At 63.9% G+C, this 23,804-nt stretch carries 23 protein-coding genes and 1 pseudogene; 10 read left to right on the forward strand and 14 right to left on the reverse strand.

Going from position 1 to position 23,804, the window contains the following annotated elements:
* Positions 1–23: 23 nt before the first annotated feature.
* Positions 24–1,301 carry an MFS transporter gene (locus tag ACVIGA_RS22285; protein ID WP_456667997.1) on the forward strand — a complete coding sequence of 426 codons (1,278 nt, stop codon included), beginning with the start codon at positions 24–26 and terminating at the stop codon, positions 1,299–1,301.
* A 141-nt stretch (positions 1,302–1,442) separates the two neighbouring features.
* Here ACVIGA_RS22285 and ACVIGA_RS22290 read toward each other — a convergent pair whose 3' ends face one another.
* The 5 genes from ACVIGA_RS22290 to ACVIGA_RS22310 all read right to left on the reverse strand — a co-directional run bounded on the left by ACVIGA_RS22290 (position 1,443) and on the right by ACVIGA_RS22310 (position 6,028).
* Entirely contained in the window at positions 1,443–2,228 is a 786-nt protein-coding gene (locus tag ACVIGA_RS22290; RefSeq protein WP_456667998.1) for a succinate dehydrogenase iron-sulfur subunit, read from the reverse strand.
* Between the two features lie 18 nt (positions 2,229–2,246).
* Positions 2,247–4,088, reverse strand: a complete 1,842-nt coding sequence (sdhA, locus tag ACVIGA_RS22295; protein ID WP_223971013.1) for a succinate dehydrogenase flavoprotein subunit — start codon at positions 4,086–4,088, stop codon at positions 2,247–2,249.
* 3 nt (positions 4,089–4,091) lie between these two features.
* Positions 4,092–4,466, reverse strand: a complete 375-nt coding sequence (gene sdhD, locus ACVIGA_RS22300; RefSeq protein WP_223972489.1) for a succinate dehydrogenase, hydrophobic membrane anchor protein — start codon at positions 4,464–4,466, stop codon at positions 4,092–4,094.
* A gap of 14 nt (positions 4,467–4,480) precedes the next feature.
* Entirely contained in the window at positions 4,481–4,879 is a 399-nt protein-coding gene (gene sdhC / locus ACVIGA_RS22305) for a succinate dehydrogenase, cytochrome b556 subunit (protein ID WP_092121389.1), read from the reverse strand.
* Positions 4,880–5,107: 228 nt separating this feature from the next.
* Positions 5,108–6,028, reverse strand: coding sequence for a LysR family transcriptional regulator (locus ACVIGA_RS22310; RefSeq protein WP_456667999.1), 921 nt, complete (start codon positions 6,026–6,028; stop codon positions 5,108–5,110).
* 139 nt (positions 6,029–6,167) lie between these two features.
* Here ACVIGA_RS22310 and ACVIGA_RS22315 point away from each other — a divergent pair, with 139 nt between their 5' ends.
* Complete coding sequence (locus tag ACVIGA_RS22315) at positions 6,168–7,028, forward strand: sulfite exporter TauE/SafE family protein (protein ID WP_456670860.1); 861 nt, start codon at positions 6,168–6,170, stop codon at positions 7,026–7,028.
* A gap of 233 nt (positions 7,029–7,261) precedes the next feature.
* Here ACVIGA_RS22315 and ACVIGA_RS22320 read toward each other — a convergent pair whose 3' ends face one another.
* Both ACVIGA_RS22320 and ACVIGA_RS22325 read right to left on the reverse strand, forming a co-directional pair.
* Positions 7,262–7,765, reverse strand: coding sequence for a hypothetical protein (locus ACVIGA_RS22320; protein ID WP_456668000.1), 504 nt, complete (start codon positions 7,763–7,765; stop codon positions 7,262–7,264).
* A gap of 27 nt (positions 7,766–7,792) precedes the next feature.
* Positions 7,793–9,323, reverse strand: a pseudogene (locus ACVIGA_RS22325) (malonate--CoA ligase).
* A gap of 87 nt (positions 9,324–9,410) precedes the next feature.
* On the opposite strand from ACVIGA_RS22325, the gene ACVIGA_RS22330 reads away from it, so the two are divergent.
* On the forward strand, positions 9,411–10,172 hold the full coding sequence (locus ACVIGA_RS22330) for an SDR family oxidoreductase (RefSeq protein WP_456668001.1): 762 nt from the start codon (positions 9,411–9,413) through the stop codon (positions 10,170–10,172).
* 119 nt (positions 10,173–10,291) lie between these two features.
* On the opposite strand, the gene ACVIGA_RS22335 is transcribed toward ACVIGA_RS22330, so the two are convergent.
* On the reverse strand, positions 10,292–11,692 hold the full coding sequence (locus ACVIGA_RS22335) for an MFS transporter (RefSeq protein ID WP_456668002.1): 1,401 nt from the start codon (positions 11,690–11,692) through the stop codon (positions 10,292–10,294).
* 313 nt (positions 11,693–12,005) lie between these two features.
* Here ACVIGA_RS22335 and ACVIGA_RS22340 point away from each other — a divergent pair, with 313 nt between their 5' ends.
* From ACVIGA_RS22340 to ACVIGA_RS22350, 3 genes are all read left to right on the forward strand, one after another.
* Positions 12,006–12,560, forward strand: a complete 555-nt coding sequence (locus tag ACVIGA_RS22340; protein ID WP_223977616.1) for a fasciclin domain-containing protein — start codon at positions 12,006–12,008, stop codon at positions 12,558–12,560.
* A gap of 180 nt (positions 12,561–12,740) precedes the next feature.
* Positions 12,741–13,373: a cytochrome b/b6 domain-containing protein gene (locus ACVIGA_RS22345; protein ID WP_456668003.1), complete on the forward strand. Its 633-nt coding sequence runs from the start codon at positions 12,741–12,743 to the stop codon at positions 13,371–13,373.
* An 11-nt stretch (positions 13,374–13,384) separates the two neighbouring features.
* Entirely contained in the window at positions 13,385–14,170 is a 786-nt protein-coding gene (locus ACVIGA_RS22350; protein WP_456668004.1) for a molybdopterin-binding protein, read from the forward strand.
* Positions 14,171–14,292: 122 nt separating this feature from the next.
* Here the strand turns inward: ACVIGA_RS22350 and ACVIGA_RS22355 are convergent, their stop codons facing one another.
* Together ACVIGA_RS22355 and ACVIGA_RS22360 are read right to left on the reverse strand one after the other, a co-directional pair.
* Entirely contained in the window at positions 14,293–15,471 is a 1,179-nt protein-coding gene (locus ACVIGA_RS22355) for a YbfB/YjiJ family MFS transporter (protein WP_375777956.1), read from the reverse strand.
* 89 nt (positions 15,472–15,560) lie between these two features.
* Positions 15,561–16,424 carry an EamA family transporter gene (locus ACVIGA_RS22360; RefSeq protein WP_456668005.1) on the reverse strand — a complete coding sequence of 288 codons (864 nt, stop codon included), beginning with the start codon at positions 16,422–16,424 and terminating at the stop codon, positions 15,561–15,563.
* A gap of 242 nt (positions 16,425–16,666) precedes the next feature.
* On the opposite strand from ACVIGA_RS22360, the gene leuB reads away from it, so the two are divergent.
* The gene (leuB, locus tag ACVIGA_RS22365) at positions 16,667–17,779 is read left to right on the forward strand and encodes a 3-isopropylmalate dehydrogenase (RefSeq protein WP_223977626.1); all 1,113 of its coding nucleotides are present in this window, start codon (positions 16,667–16,669) and stop codon (positions 17,777–17,779) included.
* Between the two features lie 174 nt (positions 17,780–17,953).
* Here the strand turns inward: leuB and ACVIGA_RS22370 are convergent, their stop codons facing one another.
* A complete protein-coding gene (locus ACVIGA_RS22370; protein ID WP_050402523.1) occupies positions 17,954–18,361 on the reverse strand; it encodes a hypothetical protein in 408 nt (135 codons plus the stop codon).
* 176 nt (positions 18,362–18,537) lie between these two features.
* Positions 18,538–19,332: a hypothetical protein gene (locus ACVIGA_RS22375; RefSeq protein WP_456668006.1), complete on the reverse strand. Its 795-nt coding sequence runs from the start codon at positions 19,330–19,332 to the stop codon at positions 18,538–18,540.
* Positions 19,333–19,448: 116 nt separating this feature from the next.
* Between ACVIGA_RS22375 and ACVIGA_RS22380 the strand changes: the two genes are divergently transcribed.
* Together ACVIGA_RS22380 and ACVIGA_RS22385 are read left to right on the forward strand one after the other, a co-directional pair.
* Positions 19,449–20,483 (forward strand): aspartate-semialdehyde dehydrogenase, encoded by a 1,035-nt coding sequence (locus ACVIGA_RS22380; protein WP_456668007.1) that lies wholly within the window; start codon positions 19,449–19,451, stop codon positions 20,481–20,483.
* Positions 20,484–20,512: 29 nt separating this feature from the next.
* Entirely contained in the window at positions 20,513–21,064 is a 552-nt protein-coding gene (locus ACVIGA_RS22385) for a TIGR00645 family protein (RefSeq protein WP_456668008.1), read from the forward strand.
* 25 nt (positions 21,065–21,089) lie between these two features.
* Here ACVIGA_RS22385 and ACVIGA_RS22390 read toward each other — a convergent pair whose 3' ends face one another.
* Positions 21,090–21,746, reverse strand: a complete 657-nt coding sequence (locus tag ACVIGA_RS22390; protein ID WP_223977634.1) for a carbonic anhydrase — start codon at positions 21,744–21,746, stop codon at positions 21,090–21,092.
* Between the two features lie 142 nt (positions 21,747–21,888).
* Here ACVIGA_RS22390 and ACVIGA_RS22395 point away from each other — a divergent pair, with 142 nt between their 5' ends.
* Positions 21,889–22,767: an HpcH/HpaI aldolase/citrate lyase family protein gene (locus tag ACVIGA_RS22395; RefSeq protein ID WP_456668009.1), complete on the forward strand. Its 879-nt coding sequence runs from the start codon at positions 21,889–21,891 to the stop codon at positions 22,765–22,767.
* Between the two features lie 166 nt (positions 22,768–22,933).
* Here ACVIGA_RS22395 and ACVIGA_RS22400 read toward each other — a convergent pair whose 3' ends face one another.
* Positions 22,934–23,722 carry a hypothetical protein gene (locus tag ACVIGA_RS22400; protein ID WP_456668010.1) on the reverse strand — a complete coding sequence of 263 codons (789 nt, stop codon included), beginning with the start codon at positions 23,720–23,722 and terminating at the stop codon, positions 22,934–22,936.
* Positions 23,723–23,804 lie beyond the last annotated feature (82 nt).

Here is a 23,804-nt window from a genome sequence, read left to right on the forward strand (position 1 = left end):
CGGTGCATTGGGCGGGAGAAACCATGGCAGAAATCACGGCCGAACTACCGCACGTACGAGACCAGTCGTCGGGCAAGACAATTCTTGCCGCATCAATCGGCAATATGTTCGAGTGCTTCGATCTGATCATCTACGGCACGATGGCAGGGACTATCGCGAAGCTCTTCTTCCCGGCAACCAACGACACTTCATCGCTGCTGCTCTTCCTGGGTACATTCGGCATCACATTTCTCGTGCGGCCGCTGGGTGCGATCTTTCTAGGTAACCTGGGTGACAAGATTGGTCGAAAGGAAGTGATGAGCCTTTCGCTTCTGCTGATGACCGCAGGTATGCTCATTGTCGCCGTAGCCCCAATCTACACCTCGATAGGATTATTGGCACCAATCGCGGTCGTGACAGGGCGGGTCTTGCAGGGCTTCTCCGCAGGTGGCGAGTTTGGTAGTGCCACCGCACTCCTGGCCGAACATGATCCGAACCGGCGAGGTTATATCGCGAGCTGGCAGACGGCCACGCAAGGGTTTGCATTGGGACTGGCATCTGCCTTCGGCGCGTTTCTTACCTGGAGTCTCTCGCCGGAGGCGTTTGAATCCTGGGGCTGGCGTGTGCCGTTCTTGTTCGGCGCAGCGCTGGGGCCAATCGGGATTTACATTCGTCGAGCGGTGTTGGAGTCGGCCGAATTCTCCACGCCAACGGAAGCCGGGCAGCCGGTCGTCGAGATGCTCAAGTTCGAGAAGACCCGTGTCCTGGTAGCTTCGGGTCTGATTGTGTTGGCAACCATCACGATCTGGATGGCCGTCTTCATGCCTACATATGCGGCGAAGCAGTTTCACATGGAGCCGGCGACCGCATTTTTGGGCACGGTGGTCACCGGCTTGGTGATTTTCGTTCTGTCTCCATTCATTGGTTCCTTATCCGACCACATTGGGCGGAGTGCGACGATGGTTATCGGCACTGTCGCTGCGCTCGTGCTGGCCTATCCGGCGTTTGCGGTGGTCAAACAGTCTCCGACGATCGCCACATTAGTGACCGTGGAAGGTTTGCTCGGGGTAGTTATCGCGCTGTATTTTGGGCCGTTGCCCGCGCTCATGTCCGAGATCTTCCCGGCCAGGATGCGCACGAGCGGACTTTCGCTGAGCTACAATCTCGGCGTGGCTATATTTGGGGGTTTCACCCCCTTCGTGCTGACCGGCCTAAGTTCGATAACTGGTGACCCTCTTTCGCCGAGCTACTACGTCATGTTCGGCGCGCTGGTCAGTGGAGTCGCGCTCTGGCGCGCGCGCGTTCGCTTCGGCCTGCGATAAATCGCCAAGACGGCACGCCTCGTGCTTGCAGATGGCTTGCTGAGCGGACTAAAGCGCGATGACGATTCAACCTGATCTCATCGCGCTTTAGCCAAAACCTAATTGTCCAATGACAGCAGCGCCAGCCGCGGCTGCGTCGGATCAGATCTGGCGTTCGACCATCTTGAACTTGAGCTCGGCGATCGCTTCCGAGGGATTGAGACCCTTCGGGCACGCCTTGGCGCAGTTCATGATGGTGTGGCAGCGATAGAGGCGGAACGGATCCTCGAGATTGTCGAGCCGCTCGCCGGTTGCTTCATCGCGGGAATCGGTGACCCAGCGCGTGGCCTGCAGCAGCGCGGCGGGGCCGAGGAAGCGCTCGCTGTTCCACCAGTAGCTCGGGCAGGAGGTCGAGCAGCAGGCGCACAGGATGCACTCGTAGAGGCCGTCGAGCTTCTCGCGGTCCTCGTGGCTCTGCCTCCACTCCTTCTGCGGCGTCGGCGTCGTGGTTTTCAGCCACGGCTCGATCGAGGCATACTGGGCGTAGAAATTGGTGAGGTCGGGGACGAGGTCCTTGACCACCGGCTGGTGCGGCAACGGATTGACCTTCACCGCGCCGCCGGCGCCGACGTCGTGCATCGACTTGGTGCAGGCCAGCGTGTTCTGGCCGTCGATGTTCATCGCGCAGGAGCCGCAGACGCCTTCGCGGCAGGAGCGGCGGAAGGTCAGCGTCGGGTCGATGTGGTTCTTGATCCAGATCAGGCCGTCGAGCACCATCGGACCGCAATCATGGGTGTCGACATAATAGGTGTCGACGCTCGGATTCTTGCCGTCGTCCGGGTTCCAGCGATACACCCGGAATTCGCGCGTCTCGGCGGCGCCGGCCGGTTTCGGCCAGGTCTTGCCGCCGGAAATCTTCGAATTCTTCGGAAGTGCGAATTCAACCATGCTTGCTCGCCTTCGTTCTCAGTAGACCCGCGCCTTCGGCGGGATGTACTGCACATCATTGGTCATCGTGTAGTCGTGGACGGGACGATAATCGATCGCGGTCTTGCCGGCCGGATCGATCCAGGTCAGCGTGTGCTTCATCCAGTTCTTGTCGTCGCGGGCCGAGAAGTCTTCGCGCGCATGCGCGCCGCGGCTTTCGGTGCGGTTCGCCGCCGAATCCATCGTCACGATCGCCTGCACGATCAGATTGTCGAATTCCAGCGTCTCGATCAGGTCGGAATTCCACACCAGCGAGCGGTCCGACACCGAAATGTCGCCGACGCCGCCATAGACCTTGTGGATCAGGTTCTGGCCTTCATGCAGCACGTCGCCGGTGCGGAACACCGCGCAATTGTTCTGCATCACATGCTGCATGCTGTCGCGCAGCTTCGCGGTCGGCGTGCCGCCGGAGGCGTGGCGGAAGTGATCGAGCCGGCCGAGTGCGAGGTCGGACGAATCCTTCGGCAGCTCCGGCTGCTTGGCGTTCGCCGTCAGCTTGTCGGCAAGGCGCAGCGCCGCGGCGCGGCCGAACACCACGAGGTCGATCAGCGAGTTGGAGCCGAGGCGGTTGGCGCCATGCACCGAGACGCAGGCGGCTTCGCCGATCGCCATCAGGCCCGGCACCACCGAATTGTCGTCGCCGTTGCGCTTGGTCAGCACCTCGGCGTGATAGTTCGTGGCGATGCCGCCCATGTTGTAGTGCACTGTCGGCACGATCGGGATCGGCTCGCGGGTGACGTCGACATTGGCGAAGATCTTCGCCGATTCGGAGATGCCCGGCAGCCGCTCATGCAGCACCTTCGGATCGAGGTGATCGAGGTGCAGGAAGATGTGATCCTTCTTCTTGCCGACGCCGCGGCCTTCGCGGATCTCGATCGTCATCGCGCGCGAGACGACGTCGCGCGAGGCGAGATCCTTGGCCGACGGCGCATAGCGCTCCATGAAGCGCTCGCCTTCGGAGTTGACGAGATAGCCGCCTTCGCCGCGGGCGCCTTCGGTGACGAGACAGCCCGAGCCGTAGATGCCGGTCGGATGGAACTGGACGAACTCCATGTCCTGCAGCGGCAGGCCCGCGCGCAGCACCATGCCGCCGCCGTCGCCGGTGCAGGTGTGTGCCGAGGTGCAGGACGCATAGGCGCGGCCATAGCCGCCGGTCGCCAGGATCGTGGTCTGGGCGCGGAAGCGATGCAGCGTGCCGTCGTCGAGCTTGAGCGCGATCACGCCGCGGCAGACGCCCTGGTCGTCCATGATCAGGTCGATGGCGAAGAACTCGATGAAGAATTCGGCCGAGTGGCGCAGCGACTGGCCATACATCGTGTGCAGCATGGCGTGGCCGGTGCGGTCGGCGGCGGCGCAGGTGCGCTGCGCCTGGCCCTTGCCGTAGTCCAGGGTCATGCCGCCGAACGGACGCTGATAGATCTTGCCGTCCTCGGTGCGCGAGAACGGCACGCCCCAATGCTCGAGCTCGTAGACCGCGTCGGGCGCGTTGCGCACCATGTATTCGATCGCGTCCTGGTCGCCGAGCCAGTCCGACCCCTTCACGGTGTCGTACATGTGCCAGCGCCAGTCGTCGGGATGCATGTTGCCGAGCGAGGCCGAGATGCCGCCCTGCGCCGCAACGGTGTGCGAGCGGGTCGGGAACACCTTGGTGATGCAGGCGGTGCGCAGGCCGGCTTCCGAGCAGCCGACCACGGCGCGCAGGCCCGCGCCGCCGGCGCCGACCACGACGACGTCGTAGGTGTGGTCCTGGATCGGATAGGCCTTGCCATTGGTGGCCGGACCACTGCCGTTGGTGGCCTTGCCGTTTCCTTCACCGGCCATGGGTTATACTCCCGACGACAATTTGAGGATTGCGTAGATCGAGGCCAATGCGACCGCGACGCAGAAGAAGTTGTTCGCCATCACGCAGGCGATCTTCAGCTTCTCGTTATGGATGTAGTCTTCGAACACGACCTGCATGCCGATCTTCATGTGCCAGGTGCTGGCAACGATGAAGAGCAGCAGGATGATGGCGATCGGGATCGAGCCGAGCATCTGCGCCGCGCCGGCATGATTGCGGCCGATCAGCATGATCACCACGACGATCACGGGAACGATCAGCAGCGTCATCGCAACCGCGGTGAGGCGCTGGCGCCAGAAATCGCTCGTGCCGGTATGTGCCGAGCCGAGGCCGCGGACGCGTTCCAGCGGCGTGCGCATCGAAGAGCGGCCGCTCATCGTCCACCTCCAACCGCATAGGCAATGATCCAGACCAGCACGGTCAGCACGATGCCGGCGACCAGCGCGCCCCAGGTCAGCGCTTCGCGCTCATTGGCCTTGAAGCCGTAGCCGAGGTCCCAGACGAAATGCCGGATGCCGCTGCACAGATGGTGCATCAGCGCCCATGTGTAGCCGAACACGATCAGCTTGCCGATCGCGCTGCCGGTGAAGGCCTGGACGTTGGCATAGGCCGTCGGGCCGGAGGCGGCGGCGATCAGCCACCAGGCGAGCAGCAGGGTGCCGAAATAGAGCGCCACACCTGTGGCGCGGTGGACGATGGACAGCGCCATCGTCAGCGTCCACCGGTAGGTCTGCAAATGGGGTGAAAGCGGTCGTTCGATCCTGGCGGTCATCGGCGGGCTTTATGGTGTGAGGGACCGCGGCCGGCCCATCGGGGAACGCGGTAGAGGAGTTCTATTTACGGAGTCGGATCAGCCCGCGCAACGGCCAAATAGCCTTCGGTCGAACCGAAGTTCATTGTTAGAGTTGCCGAATTCTGGTTGATCCGCAGTGTGGTATACCAGATGCAAGGTCGAGTGAACCAAAAACTGAATCTAAATCCGTAAGATCGGCCGGCGTATTTAGCAGCCCACGGACGGGGTCCGGAAGGCGTCGATTTTGCCCCATTGTTCCACCAGAAAATCGACGAATGCCCTGATCTTAGGCGATGCGAGGCGTGACGGCTGAAGCGTCAGATGTAGCGGCGTAGGGGCCGGCTCATGATCGATCAGCAGGCGTTGCAGGCGGCCGCTGGCGAGATCGGACTGCACCTGCCACGACGGCACGCGGACGATGCCCGCGCCATCCCGCGCTGCAGCGATCAGTGCCTCGAGGCTATTCATCCAGAGCCGACCGGATATGCGGAATTTGCGACCCGTCTTCGTGCCGTCGGCAAAGCGCCATTCTGCGCTGCCTGGCGAATCAGAAAACACCAGGCAGTCATGCGCCGAAAGTTCGCCCGGCGCTCGCGGCTCACCGCGCTTGGCCAAATAGTCCGGTGATGCGCACACGATCATCTGCAGGTCAGTGAGCTTGCGCGCGATGAGCTGCGAATCCCGCAGGCGACCGATGCGAATAGCCAGATGGATATCCTCCTCAACCATATCGACGGCGCGGTCGATCAACAGCAGGTCGACGGCAACAGCCGGATAGCGGCGCAGAAATTCCACCAGCAACGGCGCGATCACGAGCCGCCCGATCAGGCTCGGCGAGCTGACGCGGATCCGGCCAGATGGTTGATGCGGATCGCGCGCCAACGCCGCCTCGATTTCGCTGATCTCGCCGAGAACGGATTTCGCGCGCTCGTAGAGAATGCGGCCGTCATCGGTTAGCGCGAGCTGACGGGTGGTGCGCAGCAGCAGGCGGGTGCCGAAATGCTCCTCAAGCGCGCTGATCTGGCGGCTGACCGAGGTCAGCGAGCTGGGCAGCGACCGCGCCGCCGCCGAGAGGCTCCCGGTCTCGACCGCGCGGACAAAGGCCGCCATCGCCGCAAGCTGGTCCAAGCTCGATCCTTCCACATTTCGCAACAGAGCCTGCTCAACAGCATAGATACTCCCGAATCCCAAAAGGGGCTATTGGTCTCCCCGGACTCTCGAGACGGCGCCAATGCCTGCGTGTGGCGCCAACCACTGCGCGAAGGACATGATGGCCGGCCTCGATCCCAAGGAATTGCTCGAGCTTGCGCTGCTGCTGATCGCGGTCGGCGCGCTGTCCGGCTTTCTCGCCGGGCTGTTCGGCATCGGCGGCGGTGCGATCCTGGTGCCGGTGTTCTACGAATGCTTTCGCCTCGCCGGCGTGCCGCTCGAGGTGCGGATGCCGCTGTGCATCGGGACCTCGCTCGCGATCATCATCCCGACCTCGCTGAGCTCGTTTCGCGCCCATTACCGCCGCGGCGCGGTCGATATGGAGATCCTGAAGCGCTGGTGGCTGCCGATCGTGATCGGCGTCGCCGCCGGCAGCGTCACCGCGCGCTTTGCGCCGGAGCGGCTGTTCAAGATCGTGTTCGTCGTGGTGGCGTGGTCGGCGGCGGCACGGCTGCTATTGGCGCGCGAGAGCTGGAAGTTCGGCGACGACGTGCCGAAGGGATTTTTGATGCGCGTCTATGGCTTCTTCGTCGGCCTGCTGTCGACATTGATGGGCATCGGCGGCGGCCTGTTCGCCAACCTCTTGATGACCTTCTACGGCCGGCCGATCCATCAGGCGGTGGCGACGTCGTCCGCACTCGCGGTGCTGATCTCCATCCCCGGCGCGCTCGGCTACGTCTATGCCGGCTGGCCTGCCGCCGGGCGCTTTCCCGACGTCTCCGCGCTGCAACTGCCGTTCGCACTCGGCTATGTCTCGCTGATCGGCGCGCTGCTGGTGATGCCGACCACGCTGGTCACCGCGCCGCTCGGCGTCAAGGTCGCGCACGCAATGTCGAAGCGCGCGCTGGAGGTCGCGTTCGGGGCCTATCTCTTCATCGTCGGCGGACGGTTTGTGATCAGCCTGTTGGGCGCTGCATAACCTCCCCCTGAAAAGGGGAGGTCGCTTTGCTCGCCAGAGCAAAGCGGGTGGGGATCAGCTCTATCAGCTTGTAGCGCCGCCTGTGGCTGACCCCCATCCCGACCTTCCCCCTTTCAGGGGGAAGGGGAAGTGAGCATGTAGCCCGGACGGAGCACAGCGCAATCCGGGGTTTCTCGCAACTGATTAGAGCGGTCCCGGATTTCGCTGCGCTCCATCCGCTACGAAACTACGCGCTAGTCCTGCAGCCGTACCTGGCTTTGGGTCGGAGAGCGGAGGTGACCCTCAGCTTCGATTCGACCGGTATCCCATAGATATCGCAGACGTGCCGCCATCATGTGATAGCTGAACGGCAATCCCAGCTCGTCGGAGCGTGCGATGCCTTTGCCTAGAACCAGCGCGACCTTCTGCCAATATGGCTCCAGCAGCGACATGAGGAAATCGTCGAGCGCTGCTGTGGTCGCCCCACGCGGCAATTTTACGTCGCTCCATGCCACGTCGGTGATGGGAGCCGGGACAGGCAATTCTTCAAGAAGCGCGGACGGCAGCAAGTCAGGAAACTTCTCGTAGAGCGGCGCCATCACTTGCCATTGCAGCTCAATCAGAAGCTCGAAGAGCGGGCCGTCGAATTCGAGCTGCTCCTCTTGTCCGAGCTCTGCAATGGCGGTTCGGGCTTTCATCATCGCCTCGTTGGCGATGATGAGCTGGTCACTCAACCGAATAGCCTCTTTGCGGTTCATCGGTTATCGCGACATCGTCGCGCTCCCTCAACCCTTCGCGTAGATATCCTTGTACGTATCGCGCAAAATATTCTTCTGCACCTTGCCCATCGCATTGCGCGGCAGTTCGTCGACGACAAACACGCGCTTGGGCATCTTGAATTTGGCCAGCCGCCCGTCGAGTGCCTTCAGCACCGAGGCCTCGCTGATGTCGGCGCCCTTGCTGCAGACGAGGACGGCGGTGACACCTTCGCCGAAATCGGCATGCGGCACGCCGATCACTGCGGATTCGATCACGCCGGGCATGGCGTCGATCTCGCTCTCGATCTCTTTCGGGTAGACGTTGAAGCCGCCGGAGATCACCAGATCCTTGCCGCGGCCGAGGATGTGGACATAACCCTTGCCGTCGATCTTGCCGAGATCGCCGGTGATGAAGAAGCCGTCGTCGCGGAATTCGGACTTGGTCTTCTCCGGCATCCGCCAGTAACCCTGGAAGACGTTCGGGCCCTTGACCTCGATCATGCCGATGGTCTCGCGCGCCAGCTCCTTGCCGGTCTCGGGATCGGTGACCCGCACCGAGACGCCGGGCAGCGCGAAGCCGACCGCGCCGGGCACGCGGTCGCCGTCATAGGGGTTGCTCGTGTTCATGTTGGTTTCGGTCATGCCGTAGCGTTCGAGCACGGCATGTCCGGTCCGCGCCGACCATTCGCGATGGGTGTCGGCGAGCAGCGGCGCGGAGCCCGAGATGAACAGCCGCATGTGCTTGGTGGCGTCCTTGTTGAGGCCGGGGTTCTGCAACAGGCGGGTGTAGAAGGTCGGCACGCCCATCATCACGGTGGCGCGGGCCATCAGCTTCAGGATCGCGTCCGGATCGAACTTCGGCAGGAGGATCATCGAGGCGCGCGAGAACAGCGTCACGTTGCTCGCCACGAACAGGCCGTGGGTGTGATAGATCGGCAGCGCGTGGATCAGCACGTCCTTGTCGGTGAAGCGCCAGTAGTCGACCAGCGAGTATGAGTTCGACGCCAGATTATCGTGCGACAGCATCGCGCCCTTGGAGCGGCCGGTGTGTGCCTGACGTGTAGAGGATCGCGGCGAGGTCGTCATTGCCGCGCGGCACCGTGGCAAATTCCTTCGGCGTCTTGTCGGCGGCCTCGGTCAGCGAGCCCTTGCCGGTCGGGTCGAGCGTCTCGACCTTGGCGCCCACCTTGGCGGCGATCGCCTTGATGCCCTCCAGCTTGGAGGGATCGCAGACCACCAGCGACGGCTCGGCATCGGTGATGAAGTATTCGAGCTCGTTCAGCGTATAGGCGGTGTTGAGCGGCAAATAGACGCCGCCGGCGCGCACCGTGGCGAGATAGAGCACCAGGGCCGAGACCGACTTCTCGGTCTGTGCCGCGACGCGGTCGCCCGGCTTGACGCCGCGCTCCACCAGCACGTTCGCCATCTGGCCCGCGCGTGCGATCAAATCGCCGTAGGAGATGCGGCTGCCGTCGAGCTGCTCGATCGCGAGCCGGTTCGGGTCGTCGAGGCCGTCGAACAGGCGGGAAAACAGGTTGGCGTTGGTGGTCGTGTTCATGCAACATCCCCTGAGGGGCGAAAGCGCCGGTAAAGGTCCGGTTGGATTAGCAAAAACGCCCTTCGGAAAGCAACGGAGACAGTTTGCATGACAAATAATGGGAAACGCGTGGCCTGGGTCACCGGCGGCGGCACTGGAATCGGCGAATCCGGGGCGGAATTCCTGGCTGCGGACGGCTGGACGGTGGTGATCTCCGGCCGCCGCAAGGAAGAACTCGACCGCGTGGTGGCAAACATCGCGAAAAAGGGGGGCAAGGCCGAGGCGATCGCGCTCGATGTCAGCAACAAGGCCGACGTCAACAAGGCTGCCGAGGCGATCGTCGGCAAACACGGCCGCATCGACCTCCTGGTCAACAGCGCCGGCATCAACGTGCCGAAGCGCAGCTGGGCCGACATGGAACTGGAAGGCTGGGACAAGCTGGTCGAGGTCAACCTCAACGGCGTGCTCTATTGCATGCGCGCGGTACTGCCGACGATGCGCAAGCAGCAGGACGGTTGCATCATCAACGTCGCCTCCTGGGCGGGCCGCCACGTCTCGAAGATGCCGGGCCCGGCCTACACCACCACCAAGCACGCGGTGCTGGCGCTGACCCATTCCTTCAACATGGACGAATGCGTCAACGGCCTGCGCGCCTGCTGCCTGTCGCCGGGCGAGGTCGCAACCCCGATCCTGAAGCAGCGACCGGTGGTGCCGAGCGAAGCCGAGCAGGCCAAAATGCTGCAGCCCGAGGATTGCGGCCGCACCATCGCCTTCGTCGCCAGCATGCCGGCGCGGGTCTGCATGAACGAGATCCTGATCAGCCCGACGCATAATCGCGGATTTATTCAGACCCCGGCGAACCGGGATTAGGCCGCGGGTCCTTCCGCGCTCGCAAAAACGTAGGGTGGGTTAGCGAAGCGTAACCCACCGTTCGCGCAACGGCGGGAGAAGTGGTGGGTTACGCCTTCGGCTAACCCACCCTACAAATGTCACTCGCTGATCTCGTTCAGCTCCTTGCCGGAATGCTCCGGCACGAACAGGTACACGCCGATCGCCATCGCGATCATCAGCACGGGAATGCAGAGGAACGACAGCGCGAATGAGCCGGTGTGCTGCTGGAGCGCGATCGAGACGAAGGGAAACAGCACGAAGCCGACGAAATAGGCGATCGCCCACACCACGCCGTTGGCGGCGCCGCGGATCCGGGTCGGGAAGATTTCCGCTGTGAGCGTCGTGCTCGGGCCCCAGAAGCCGAGGAAGCCGAGACACCAGAGCAGCCCGAACGTCCACAGCAGCACGCGGTCCTCGGAATAGACCCAGAGCGTCATGAAGATCGCGCCTTCGATCAGGGTGATGATGAAGGTGCGGCGGCGGCCGATCTTGTCGATCAGCCAGCCGACCAGGCATAGGCCAAGGAAGCCGCACAGGCCGTAGAACACGTAGAACAGGCTGTATTCGGCGGTCGACCAGTGCTTCTCGGTCGAGAGGTAGAGCGGCATCCAGGCGCCGACCGTGCCGTAGATGCAGGTGCTGGCGCAGGCAACGAACAGCGCGACCAATGTCGAAGGCAGCACGTCGGGCATGAACACCTGGCGGATGCCGACCGACTTGGCCTTGCCGAACCAGGCGCTGTCCTCGTTGTTGACGGTGCCGCCGCGCGCCAGCGTCTCGGAGATGCGCCGCTTGCGATCCTGCGACCGCACCCAATAGGGCGATTCCGGGCAGGTAGAGCGGATATAGATCGCGAGCAGCGCGATCACGCCGGGCACCATGACGGCGATGCGCCAGCCGAAATTGGCAGCCACGAGCCCGGTGATCGCGCCGGCGAGCGTGGCGCCGATGCACCAGGCCGAGCGGGTGATGCTGATGACGCGGCCGCGTAGCCGGGCCGGCCAGGTCTCCGCCACCAGCATCGAGCCGAGCGACCATTCGCCGTTCAGCGCGAAGAACAACAGCGAGCGCGCGATCACGAACACCGCAAAGGTCGGCGACAGCGCCGCGACCGGCATCAGGAGCGAGAACAGCGCGATGTTGACCGCGAGCAAGGTGCGGCGGCCGTAGCGGTCGGCAAGCCACGGCCAGAAATAGAGGCCGGCGATGCCGACGAACAGCGCGATCTGCATGCCGGAGCGGTATTCCGGCAAGCTCAGCTGGAATTCCTTGATCACCATCGGCGAGATCAGCGCGAAGATCACGCCGTCCATGCCGTCAAAGCCCCAGCCGAGCGCGTTGGCGGTGGCGATGTGCCAATGGGTTTTCGTCAGCTCAGTGCTGCCGGCGACGGCGCGGTAGTTGGCGTATTGCAGGTGCTTCTGTTCGAGCGGGCCGACATCGCTGCCGGTATCGGTGATCGCAGGCGCGGCGCGCCCATCCGCCGTAATGCTGCTCATGATTGGCATCCCCACGACCGCCTGCGGCGAAGCTGACCGCAATCTCAGGCTGAACCAATCGAACAACGGCGGCAAGCAAATTGCTCGCGGCGGCGCACCCGTCCATTCCGTTCGATGGAATGCGCGAACCGCCACGTGTACGGAGCGCGCACCAACCGGTTTCAGAAATCACAAAGAGTTATTTCCGGAAACCGCCCGGAAAACCTCCCGTAGCTCAGGCCAACGACGACGCACACAATCAACACGCGCCGTTGTTGCCCCTTCATCGCCGGCAGAGACCGAGCCGGCCGAATTACCCATCGGGAGACGAACCATGTCGAAGCGTATTGCCTATCTTGCCGCCGCTGCCTTCAGCGCGCTCGCGATCACTGCCACCGTCGTGGCGCCGGTCCGCGCCGAGGAAAAGACCGTGATGGTCGGCGGCGCCGCGATGTTCCCGTCCAAGAACATCATCCAGAATGCCGTCAATTCGAAGGATCACACCACCCTCGTCGCCGCAGTGAAGGCCGCCGGCCTGGTCGACACGCTGGAAGGCAAGGGTCCGTTCACGGTGTTCGCGCCGACCAACGCCGCGTTCGGCAAGCTGCCGGCCGGAACCGTCGACAATCTGGTCAAGCCCGAGAACAAGGCGACGCTGACCAAGATCCTCACCTACCATGTGGTGCCCGGCAAGCTCGAAGCCTCCGATCTCACCGACGGCAAGAAGCTGAAGACCGCCGAGGGCGAGGAACTGACCGTCAAGAAGCAGGACGGCAAGGTCTGGATCGTCGATGCCAAGGGCGGCACCTCGATGGTGACGATCTCCAACGTCAACCAGTCGAACGGCGTCATTCATGTGGTCGACACCGTGCTGATGCCGGCGACCTGACACCCGTCGGGCTGATTTAGTCCCTGAACGCCTTGCGAGATTGCGAGCCGGAGCCTCGCCCCGGCTCGCATTTTTGTGACCAGATGAGGTGGCGTATATTGAACCGATGATGCGCGACCCCGTAACGGAACGCCGGTTCCCGGCGTATAAGCCGGTAACGACCACAAGCAGAGACATTCCATGACGAGCCTTGCCGTCAGCGACCACCAGGCAGAGACCGCGGCGCCCGCGAAGGTGATCCAGCCGGTCTGGGTGCGGATTGTGCACTGGATCAACGCATTCGCGATGCTCCTGATGATCATGTCCGGCTGGCAGATCTACAACGCCTCGCCGCTGTTCGGCTTCACCTTCTCGCGGAACATCACGCTGGGTGGCTGGCTCGGCGGCGCGCTGCTCTGGCACTTCGCCGCGATGTGGCTGTTGATGGTCAACGGCCTAATCTATCTGGCGCTCGGCTTCGCCACCGGCCGCTTCCGCAAGAAGCTGCTGCCGATCGCCCCTGGCGGCGTGATTGCCGATACCAAGGCGGCGCTGACCTTCAAGCTGTCGCACGACGATCTCAGCAAGTACAATTCGGTGCAGAAGCTGCTCTACACCGGCATCATCACCGTCGGCGTCGTCATCGTGCTGTCCGGCCTGTCGATGTGGAAGCCGGTGCAGTTGCATTGGCTGGTCTCGCTGTTCGGCGGCTACGACATCGCGCGCTACGTTCATTTCACCTGCATGGCGCTGATCGTCGCCTTCCTGGTGATCCATGTCGCGCTCGCGCTGCTGGTGCCGAAAAGCCTGCGCGCCATGATCATCGGGCGCTGAGGGAGGGTGTGATGGGTCGTCTCAGAAAACTCCTGATCCCCGGTGTCGACAAGAAGCTGCTCGTCCGCGATGCAGTGAAGACGATGCCGGAGCTGACGCGCCGCCGTTTCATCACCGCCGGCACCAGCCTCGGTGCGCTGACGCTGCTGACCGGCTGCGACGTGGTCGATTCGTCGTCGGCGGAGGAATTGCTGAAGAAGGTCTCGAAGTTCAACGACGCGGTGCAGGCCTGGATGTTCAATCCGGATGCGCTGGCGCCGACCTTCCCGGAGAGCATGATCACCAAGCCGTTTCCGTTCAATGCCTATTACGATCTCGACGATGCGCCGGAGATCGCAGGCGCGGACTGGAAGCTCGAGGTGCGCGGGCTGGTCGAGAACAAGAAGTCGTGGACGCTCGACGAATTGTACAAGCTGCCGCAGGTCAGGCAGGTGACGCGCCACATCTGCGTCGAAGGCTGGAGCGCGATCGGCAGCTGGACCGGCACGCCCTTGCGCGATTTCCTCAAGCTCGTCGGCGCCGACACGCGCGCCAAATATGTCTGGTTCCAGTGCGCCGACAAGGACGGCTACAACTCACCTTTGGACATGCGCACTGCGCTGCATCCGCAGACCCAGATGACCTTCAAATTCGGCGACGCGATCCTGCCGCGCGCCTACGGCTTCCCGATGAAGATCCGGGTCCCGACCAAGCTCGGCTTCAAGAACCCGAAATACGTGCTCTCGATGGAAGTCACCAACGACTACAAGGGCGGCTACTGGGAAGACCAGGGCTACAACTCGTTCAGCGGGAGTTAGCTTGCCGTCGTCATTCCGGGATGCGCCGCAAGGCGCAGGCCCGGAATCCATTTGACCGCATGCGCTGCGTTACGATGGATTCCGGGTTCTCGCTTCGCGAGCCCCGGAATGACGAGTGGTCATCACGGCCCTACCTTCCTCTGAAATGCCGACAGCACCGCCCCCAGCGCCAGCATCGCGGCCGAAACGTTCAGCGCAAATGACAGGCTGCCGACGGCGTCGGTGATCGCGCCGACGACGATCGGGCCGAGCGTCTGGCCGATGCCGAAGGCGATGGTCATCGCTGCAATCGCGGTCGGCCAGGCTTCCGGCGGGTAGTTGAGACGCACGAAAGCGGTGGTCGAGCCGACCACGGCGAAGAATGCGACGCCGAACACCAGCGCCGAGATCGCGAGCAGCAGCGGCGAATGCCCGAAGATCGGGAGAGCCGCGCCGAGTGCATTGACGCCGAGGATGATGGTGGTGGCGAGCCCGCCGCGGTCGAGCGCCAAAACCCGTCGCCAGACCCATGGCGTCACGAATGCACTGACGCCGATCAGGCTCCAGAACGCGCTCTGTGCACCCGCGCCGCCGCCGCCGTCGCGGACATAGGCGATCATGAAGGTCATGTAGGCGATGTAGCCGGCGCCGAACAGGAAGTAGGCGGCGAGGTAGATCAGGACCGGCATCACCGCGAATTTGGTCCGCACGATGCCTCCGGCGGCAGTATTGGCGTGCAAGGGCGCAAGCAGCAGCGGCACCGTCATGATCGCGGAGAGCAAGGTCATCGCCCACCACACGATCCACCATGAGCCCGCGCCAAAACCCTGGAGCACGAACGGCGCGATCAGGCCGGATGCCAGGATGCCGACGCCCGGTCCGGCATAGAACAGGCTGAGCAGGAAGTTGGCGCGTTCCGGCCGTGATTGCGCGATCGTTGCTGCGAGCGCGCCGCCGCCGACGAAGCCGATCGCGGCGGCGAAGCCGACCAGCAGGCGGGCGAAGCTCAGCACGGCGAAATTGCCGGAGAGGGCGCACAGCGCCAGCGACAGCGCGCAAGCCACCGTCGACCAGCGCACCGATGCGGCGAGCCCGAAGCGCTGGATCAGGCGCGAGGCGAACAGCGCCCCGACCAGGTAGCCGGCAGCATTGATCGTGTTCATGAAGCCGGCGGCCGAATAGGACCAGGCCAGCGAGTCGCGCATGTCGGGCAGCACCAGCGAATAGGCGAAACGGCCGATGCCGAGACCGACCGTCGGTGCGAGCGACAAAATAAGGATCAGCCGCGCGGGATGTGGGTAGGACGGGGAGGGGGCTCTCACAATTTACTCCGGCAATGCGTCCATTGTGGCAGGCCGCGCCGGTCCTGCCCAGCGCCACGGGCAGCAACACTGTCTTGCGTATCGGGCAATCAGGCGATCAGGACCAGCGCGACGCCGATCACGGTCAGCAGGGTTCCGGCGACGATCCGCGCGGTGATCTCGACATGCTTGAGCATGACAGCGCTCATCGTCACGGTCACCAGCGGGTAGATCGCTGCGAGCGGCGCCACCAGCGTGATCGGGCCGTTGCGGACCGCGGCGAACAGGCTGAGCGCGCTGAGCCCGTTGCTGATCCCGGTCAATGCAAACCAGAACCGGCCGTCACGCGGCGCGTGCACCATGAAACTGCCTTTGCGGATCCGCTGCACGGTCAGCACCACCAGCGAGGACATGATGTAGCCGACCAGGCAGGCCCATAGCGGGCTCGGCCAGATCGCCAGCCCGAGCTTGGCAATCGGCGGCACGATGCCGCGCACCAGCGCGCTGGCAAGCGGCAGCAGCAGGGCCCAGCTTCGCCAATGACCGAGGTCGCGGGGCCGGGTCACGGTAATGATCGCGGCACCGGCCACCGCGACGACGAGGCCGATCAGCTGTTGCGGCGCGAGCGGCTCGTGCAGTAGCACCACGGCGGCGGCGACCGCAAGCAGCGGCGCCAGATTGCCCAATGTCGAGGTGATCACAGGTCCTAGCGCCCGGTTCGAGGCGAAGGTCAGGAGCGTCAGCGAGGCCGGGAAGAACAGGCCGATCGCCATGAAGATCGGCAGGCCGCGCCAGACCACCGGCTCGCCATGCAGGATCAGCGGCGACAGCACCAGGAACAGCAGGGTAAAGGACGGCACGCTGATCGCGGCGCCCGACAGCGGCTCAACGGTGCGCAGGCCAAGCTGCGCCAGCACGACACCGGCGCCGAGGAAAATGGCCGAGGCAAAGGCGTAGATAATGGCTGCGGTCATGAGGTCCGTCTTGTTGGCTTCTTTTGGGGCGCGGTTGGCTCTTTGCGGGTCATTTTGGCCCCGTCCAGGGTGCCTTGCCAATCGGTGCGGGGCGTTTTAGCACTCCGGCCGGATTTTCCTCCGCTCGTCATGCCCGGGCTCGACCCGGGCATCCATCCATCTTCAAGGACTTCTTCGAAGCGGGATGGATTGCCGGGTCAAGCCCGGCAATGACGACAAACAGCTACCTAGAGGTAACGACCATGGCGACCCATAAACTGCTGCTTCTCCCCGGCGACGGCATCGGCCCCGAAGTGATGGCCGAGGTACAGCGCCTGATCGACTGGCTGAATGCGCAGGGCATCGCGAAGTTCGAGACCGAGCAGGGCCTGGTCGGCGGCTCGGCCTATGACGCGCACAAGGTGTCGATCTCCGAAGGCGACATGGCCAAGGCCACCGCGGCCGACGCCGTGATCTTCGGTGCGGTCGGCGGTCCCAAGTGGGACTCGGTTCCCTACGAGGTGCGTCCCGAGGCCGGCCTGCTGCGGCTGCGCAAGGATCTCGAGCTGTTCGCCAACCTGCGTCCGGCGGTGTGCTATCCGGCGCTGGCCGATGCCTCGAGCCTCAAGCGCGAGGTGGTCGAGGGCCTCGACATCATGATCGTGCGCGAGCTCACCGGCGGCGTCTATTTCGGCGAGCCGAAGACCATCACCGATATCGGCAACGGCCAGAAGCGCGCTGTCGACACCCAGGTCTACGACACCTTCGAGATCGAGCGAATCGGCCGCGTCGCCTTCGAGCTGGCGCGCAAGCGCAAGAACAAGGTGACGTCGATGGAAAAGCGCAACGTGATGAAGTCGGGCGTGCTCTGGAACGAGGTCATGACCCAGGTCCATGCCCGCGAATACAAGGACGTCACGCTGGAGCATCAGCTCGCCGATTCCGGCGGCATGAACCTCGTCAAGACACCGAAGCAATTCGACGTCATCGTGACCGACAATCTGTTCGGCGACATGCTGTCCGACATCGCGGCGATGCTCACCGGGTCGCTCGGCCTGCTGCCGTCGGCGTCGCTCGGCAAGGAGGACGCCAAGACCAAGGAGCGCAAGGCATTGTACGAGCCGGTGCACGGCTCGGCGCCGGATATCGCAGGCCGAGGCCTCGCCAATCCGATCGCGATGATCGCCTCATTCGGCATGGCGCTGCGCTACTCTTTTGGTATGGGCGATCTCGCCGACAAGGTCGATGCCGCGATCGCGGCGGTGCTCGCCAGCGGATTGCGCACCGCCGACATCAAGTCGGCCGGCACCACGTCCGTCAGCACGGCGCAGATGGGCGAGGCGATCTTGAGCGAATTGCAGAAGCTGCACGCGTAAGCGTTATGCGGTCATTCCGGGATGGTGCGTTAGCACCAGACCTCAGATGCGCAATTGCGCATCGGGGAATTTCGAGATTCCAGGTTCGATGCTGCGCATCGACCCGGAACGACAGCTCAACAAAAATGCCCGGCCGGAGCCGGGCATTTTCATATCGGCTATCAGCCGAAATTCTCAGTACAGCGGGAAATTCCGCGGATAGCCGCCGAGGTCGGCCGGCGGGCTGAGCGGCTGGCGGTCGATCGGGCGGTTGTTGTTCTCGCGTGCGAACGACGGGTAGCCGACATCCGGCGGATAGGCGTAGTCGTTGAACTTGCGGTCGCCCGGAAGCACCTCGGTGCCCGCGTCGAGCCACGAGCGCGTCGTGACGTAAACGCGGGTGCGCGGACCCTGCTGATAGACCCGGTTCGGACCCTGCGCGCCGTAATAGCGGCGGCCGTCGCGGTCATATTGCTCTTGCTGCTTGCGCTTGCTCGGGGTCTGCTGCGCGCTGGCCGCGGTCATGCCAAACGCGGTTGCGGTGACGGCAGCCGCGGCAAGCAACACCACGAGCTTGTTCGCGGCAGGGAATTTCAAGGTCATCGCATCCTCGTCATTACGGCCCCATCGGGGCTGGCGTATCAGCCAAAATCACTCGGAACACATTGTAGCCATGGAGGGTGGGGCGTCACTAGGTCAATTGCGCCACACCATCAGAGATAATGCGTGTCCAAGCGCAAAAGTTTCATGAAAACCAGTGCCTTGCCACGGTCTCGCCACTAAAACGCGCCGCGCAGAAGCGGGTTCTCGCTGCCCATCACCCAGTCGGCCGACAGAGCGGGCGGGCCGGAGGTAACGCAGTCGGTGCGCCGCAGCTCGGCATGGGCGAACAGCGCGGCGAGCCGCAGGTCGTTGCCGGCGGCCAGCAGGGTCAGCCGGTTCAGCATGCAAATGATCGCGGCGCGCTGGGCCGGCAGGCTGGCGCCCTGGCAGGTCCAGCCGGAGATGCGCAGATCGGGCGCGTCGGCCTGCTTGACGAAGCCGAGGCAGGCGCGGCTGCCGTCCTGACGTGCGGGGCGCAGCAGGGTGACGCTGCCGAACTTGCTGTCGACGATGCCGGCGGCCTCGAGCTCGCGGACGCCGCCCGGGTCGAGCCGCCCGGCAATCTCGGTGACCGCGGGCCCCATGACCTCGCCGCCGGGGCGGTAGATTTCCAGCTCGGCGGCCGGCGCGCCATTGGCATCGGTCCAACGGAAGACGTCCTTGCGACCGCCCTCGGGATGCCGAAGGATTTCATAAGTCTCTGTTTTATCTCGCGGATCGAGCCTGCTGACGGCGAAAGCCGGTCCTAAGCGGCTACCGACGCTCCAGCCTGCGGCAGTGGGTGCCGCCATCGCCGTTGCGTCGGGCAGTTGCTTCCATAGATAGGTGCCGAGGGCGGCGAACAGCGCGAGCACGGCGACATAGGCGAACAGCCGGGAGAGCGTGGCGTAGACCTCGTCGACGAAGCTCGTCAGCGCTGACGGATTCCTCGTATGATGGGGAGCGGCCGGATCGGCCCGAAATAAACGCATCAAAACGCTCAAAAGCTACGCAACGTTGTCTTGACGGGGTTTCTCGCATAGAAGCGCTGCCTCTTCCCTTTCCTTGAGTTACGGGGGAACGGGCATTTTTCGTCGGAGAGTGAACGATGGGTTACAAAGTCGCGGTGGTCGGAGCGACCGGCAATGTCGGGCGCGAAATGCTCAACATTCTCGACGAGCGCAAATTCCCCGCCGACGAGGTCGTCGTGCTGGCCTCGCGCCGCAGCGTCGGCGTCGAGGTCTCCTATGGCGACCGCACCCTGAAGGTGAAGGCGCTCGAGCACTATGACTTCTCGGATGTCGACATCTGCCTGATGTCGGCCGGCGGTTCGGTTTCCAAGGAATGGTCGCCCAGGATCGGCGCCGCCGGCGCGGTCGTGATCGACAATTCCTCGGCCTGGCGCATGGATCCCGACGTGCCGCTGATCGTGCCGGAGGTGAACGCGGATGCGGCCGCCGGTTTCACCAAGAAGAACATCATCGCCAACCCGAACTGCTCGACCGCGCAGCTCGTCGTGGCGCTGAAGCCGCTGCACGACAAGGCGACGATCACTCGCGTCGTGGTCGCGACCTATCAATCAGTGTCGGGCGCCGGCAAGGATGCGATGGACGAGCTGTTCTCGCAGACCAAGGCCGTCTACACCAATGACGAGCTGATCAATAAGAAGTTTCCGAAGCGCATCGCCTTCAACATCATTCCGCAGATCGACGTCTTCATGGAAGACGGCTACACCAAGGAAGAGTGGAAGATGATGGCGGAGACCAAGAAGATCCTTGATCCCAAGATCAAGCTGACCGCGACCTGCGTGCGCGTGCCGGTCTTCGTCAGCCACTCCGAGGCCGTCAACGTCGAGTTCGCCAACCCGATCACGGCGGACGAGGCCTGCAACATCCTGCGCAATGCGCCGGGCTGCCTCGTGATCGACAAGCACGAGCCCGGCGGCTACGTCACGCCGTATGAGGCGGCCGGCGAGGACGCGACCTATATCAGCCGCATCCGTGAGGATGCGACGGTGGAGAACGGCCTGTCGTTCTGGTGCGTGTCGGACAATCTGCGCAAGGGTGCCGCGCTGAACGCGATCCAGATCGCGGAAGTCCTGATCAACCGCAAGCTGATCACCGCGAAGAAGAAAGCGGCCTAACGGCGGGGACCAACGGGGGGCGCGCAACCATGTCGGAACAGTCAGCTCCCGTCCCGTCGAGTCCCCCGACGCCGCGCATCATGCGCGGCTTCGAATATGTGCTGTTCAACAGCCGCTGGCTGATGGCGCCGTTCTATGTCGGCCTGGTGGTGGCGCTTGCCGTGCTGCTGCTGAAATTCGCGCGCATGCTCTGGGAGTTCGTCCTGCATGCGGCCGGCTACAAATCGACGGAAGTGATCCTCGATGCGCTGGCACTGATCGACGTCACGCTGGTCGCCAATCTCATTCTGATCGTGGTGTTTTCGGGCTACGAGAATTTCGTCTCGCGCATCGACACGTCGGGCAATCCGAACTGGCCGATCTGGATCACCAAGATCGATTTTGCCGGGCTGAAGCAGAAGCTGCTGGCGTCGATCGTCGCGATCTCCGCGATCCACGTGCTGGAAGCGTTCCTGAACATCGATGCCGCGTTCGACGCGACACGGATGACCTGGCTCGTCGCCGTGCACCTGGTGTTCGTGATCTCAGCGCTGTTGCTCGCGCTCTCGGATCGCTGGGGCGGCTATCACGGTGATGAGTAGCTGATGCTGGCGCGATAGCGCGCGGCTACTCACCGGCCTTCACGGCATCGGCGACGCTGATGAATTCCTTCGCGACCCGGTCGAGCACGAACAGCGAGCCCTCGGCGACGCCGAAATAGGCACCGTGCAGCTGCATCTCGCCGCTCTCGACCCGCTCGCGGACGAACGGGAAGGTCATCAAATTCTCCAGCGAGCGGAACACCGCGGCCTTCTCGATGCGGGTGACGAAGTCCTGCATGCTCTCATGGTCGCGCTGCTCGACGATCTCGCCGGGCTTGATGAACATCTGCATCCATTTGCCGATGAAGTCGCCGGGCGTCAGCGGCTTGATCTTGTCGACGAAGGCGCGGATGCCGCCGCACTGGGCATGACCCAGCACCACGATGTTCTTCACCTTCAGCACGGTCACGGCATATTCCAGCGCAGCCGAGACGCCGTGGGCGTTGCTGTCGGGCTGATAGACCGGAACCAAATTGGCGATGTTGCGGACCACGAACAATTCGCCCGGGCCGGCATCGAAGATCACTTCCGGCGAGACGCGGGAATCGCAACAGCCGATCACCATGGTCTCGGGGAACTGGCCGCGTTCGGACAGGTCCCGGTATCGCGACTGTTCAGTCGGCAACCGCTGGGTCGCGAAGGTCCGGTAGCCGTCGATCAACTGCTTCGGAAAGAATTTCATGGCCTCTGCCTAACCACATGCTGGTGACGGGAACAAGACTTTCGGCGTGCAGCCTGAGATGATACGGCAGCGTTGAAGGATGGTTCCGCCCAATGCCCAAACAATGGACAGTGGCGGAGCCCGAGCCCCCAGGAGAATGCCGATGACCCGTCCGCGCCGCAGCCTGTTGTTCATGCCGGGATCGAATGCACGGGCGCTGGAGAAGGCCCGCACGCTGGCGGCGGACGGTATCATCCTCGATCTCGAGGATTCCGTTGCCCCCGACGCCAAGGCGGTGGCCCGCGAACAGATCGCCAAGGCGGTCGCCGCCAAGGGCTTTGGCAAGCGCGAGGTCCTGATCCGCATCAACGCGCTCGACAGCCCGTGGTGGGTCGACGACATCGGCATGGCCGGCAAGGCGCAGCCGGACGGCATCCTGGTTCCCAAGATTTCCACGGTGGACGATCTCAACGCCGTCGCCGATCGGCTCAGCGACATCAATGCTCCGGCCTCGATCCGGGTCTGGGCGATGATCGAGACCGCACGCGCCGTGCTCGACGCCGACAAGCTTGCCGCGGCATCGCAGGACTCCGAGGTCCGGCTCGCCGGCTTCGTGTTCGGGCCGAACGACATTGCGCGCGAAACCCGGATCCGGATGAAGCCGGGCCGCGCGGCGATGATCCCGATGATCACGCATTGCATCCTGGCGACCCGCGCGCACGGGCTCGAGATCCTCGACGGCCCCTATGGCGACATCAGCAATATCGATGGCTTCGCGGAGGAATGCGCGCAGGGCCGCGATCTCGGCTTCGATGGCAAGACGCTGATCCATCCGAGCCACATCGATGCCTGCAACGCGATCTTCACGCCGCCGGAGGCCGAGGTCGCTGAAGCGCGCAAGATCATCGCCGCCTTCGAACAGCCGGAGAACGCCGCGCGCGGTGCGATCCAGCTCGACGGCCGCATGGTCGAGCGCCTGCACGCCGAGATGGCGAAGCGCACCATCGCGATCGCCGACGCGATCGCCGCGATGGGGCATTGATCTCACCCTCCCCTGGAGGGGGAGGGTCGACGCGAATGAAATGAGCGGCGGGGTGGGGTGACGGTCTCTCCACGGATACTCTGCCCGTGTTGAGAGATCACCCCACCCCGGCCCGCATTTCGCTGCGCTCAACGCGATCCGACCCTCCCCCTCCAGGGGAGGGTGACTACGCGCCAAACTTCTCCGCCGCCCAGGCGTAGAGGCTGCCCGGGATCGGCGCCGCCTTGCCGCGTCCCTTCGGCGAGATGTGCAGGCCGATGATTTCGGGATCGTTCAGATAGCGCGAAAAATCCGACGGCTCGAAGAACAGTCGTGGCTCGGCGTGCACCGCGTAGAACGAGCGCTTCGGCAGCGCGTGCTGCAACTCGCCTTCGCGGCGCGCGAGCGCGGTCAGCGCAGCGGGACCGTAGATCGCGATGCGAATGTCGGACAGGCGATTGGATTTGCCGCGCAGCTTGCGCATCGCGAAGGTCACGCGGTGGCGCAGCGCGAGCCAGTCCGGCGTCAGTTCGTCCTGCTGCATCAGCGCTTCGAACGCGCGCACGATCGGATCATTGTGCGGCAGATACAGCACGGAGTTGCCGAGCTGACGCGGCCGCTCCCAGGCAAAATAGGGCTTTGCCGGATCGATCTCGACCGGCTTCAAGAGCAGCACATCGGCGTCGAGCCAGAGCCCGGCGCGCTGTGCCATCAGCCGCATGCGGAAGAAGTCGCTGAATTGCAGGATGGTCCAGTCGCGCCACGACCCGTCGCGTTCGGCCGGACGCAGCTTCTCGGAGAACGAATGCGGCAGCACCGCCTCGGCCTCGGCATTGCCGATGCCGTCGGGCAGGCCGGGAATCGGATCGAAGCTGTAGACGGTGACCTTGTGCCCGGCCGCCAGCTGCGAGCGCAGACAGGTCCGGCGCAGCGCGTCCATCGAGCCGTGCCAGAAGGTGACGATGTCAGGCAGCATGCGCGTCAGCCATCAACAATCTTGCGCGAGACGAAGAAAAGCCCCGGCGCCTGAAGACGCCGGGGCGCGATGACAGGCTGCG

The organism is Bradyrhizobium sp. USDA 3240 (genome assembly GCF_054063295.1).

Coding starts and splice junctions, on each gene's coding strand:
- ACVIGA_RS22350 (WP_456668004.1), top strand. CDS start 13,385: ATGGGTCGTCTCAGAAAACTCCTGATCCCCGGTGTCGACAAGAAGCTG.
- ACVIGA_RS22340 (WP_223977616.1), top strand. CDS start 12,006: ATGTCGAAGCGTATTGCCTATCTTGCCGCCGCTGCCTTCAGCGCGCTC.
- leuB (WP_223977626.1), top strand. CDS start 16,667: ATGGCGACCCATAAACTGCTGCTTCTCCCCGGCGACGGCATCGGCCCC.
- sdhA (WP_223971013.1), bottom strand. CDS start 4,088: ATGGCCGGTGAAGGAAACGGCAAGGCCACCAACGGCAGTGGTCCGGCC.
- ACVIGA_RS22395 (WP_456668009.1), top strand. CDS start 21,889: ATGACCCGTCCGCGCCGCAGCCTGTTGTTCATGCCGGGATCGAATGCA.
- sdhD (WP_223972489.1), bottom strand. CDS start 4,466: ATGCGCACGCCGCTGGAACGCGTCCGCGGCCTCGGCTCGGCACATACC.
- ACVIGA_RS22315 (WP_456670860.1), top strand. CDS start 6,168: ATGATGGCCGGCCTCGATCCCAAGGAATTGCTCGAGCTTGCGCTGCTG.
- ACVIGA_RS22285 (WP_456667997.1), top strand. CDS start 24: ATGGCAGAAATCACGGCCGAACTACCGCACGTACGAGACCAGTCGTCG.
- ACVIGA_RS22330 (WP_456668001.1), top strand. CDS start 9,411: ATGACAAATAATGGGAAACGCGTGGCCTGGGTCACCGGCGGCGGCACT.
- ACVIGA_RS22400 (WP_456668010.1), bottom strand. CDS start 23,722: ATGCTGCCTGACATCGTCACCTTCTGGCACGGCTCGATGGACGCGCTG.
- ACVIGA_RS22380 (WP_456668007.1), top strand. CDS start 19,449: ATGGGTTACAAAGTCGCGGTGGTCGGAGCGACCGGCAATGTCGGGCGC.
- ACVIGA_RS22375 (WP_456668006.1), bottom strand. CDS start 19,332: ATGCGTTTATTTCGGGCCGATCCGGCCGCTCCCCATCATACGAGGAAT.
- ACVIGA_RS22345 (WP_456668003.1), top strand. CDS start 12,741: ATGACGAGCCTTGCCGTCAGCGACCACCAGGCAGAGACCGCGGCGCCC.
- ACVIGA_RS22290 (WP_456667998.1), bottom strand. CDS start 2,228: ATGGTTGAATTCGCACTTCCGAAGAATTCGAAGATTTCCGGCGGCAAG.
- ACVIGA_RS22390 (WP_223977634.1), bottom strand. CDS start 21,746: ATGAAATTCTTTCCGAAGCAGTTGATCGACGGCTACCGGACCTTCGCG.
- ACVIGA_RS22370 (WP_050402523.1), bottom strand. CDS start 18,361: ATGACCTTGAAATTCCCTGCCGCGAACAAGCTCGTGGTGTTGCTTGCC.
- ACVIGA_RS22320 (WP_456668000.1), bottom strand. CDS start 7,765: ATGAACCGCAAAGAGGCTATTCGGTTGAGTGACCAGCTCATCATCGCC.
- ACVIGA_RS22360 (WP_456668005.1), bottom strand. CDS start 16,424: ATGACCGCAGCCATTATCTACGCCTTTGCCTCGGCCATTTTCCTCGGC.
- sdhC (WP_092121389.1), bottom strand. CDS start 4,879: ATGACCGCCAGGATCGAACGACCGCTTTCACCCCATTTGCAGACCTAC.
- ACVIGA_RS22385 (WP_456668008.1), top strand. CDS start 20,513: ATGTCGGAACAGTCAGCTCCCGTCCCGTCGAGTCCCCCGACGCCGCGC.
- ACVIGA_RS22335 (WP_456668002.1), bottom strand. CDS start 11,692: ATGAGCAGCATTACGGCGGATGGGCGCGCCGCGCCTGCGATCACCGAT.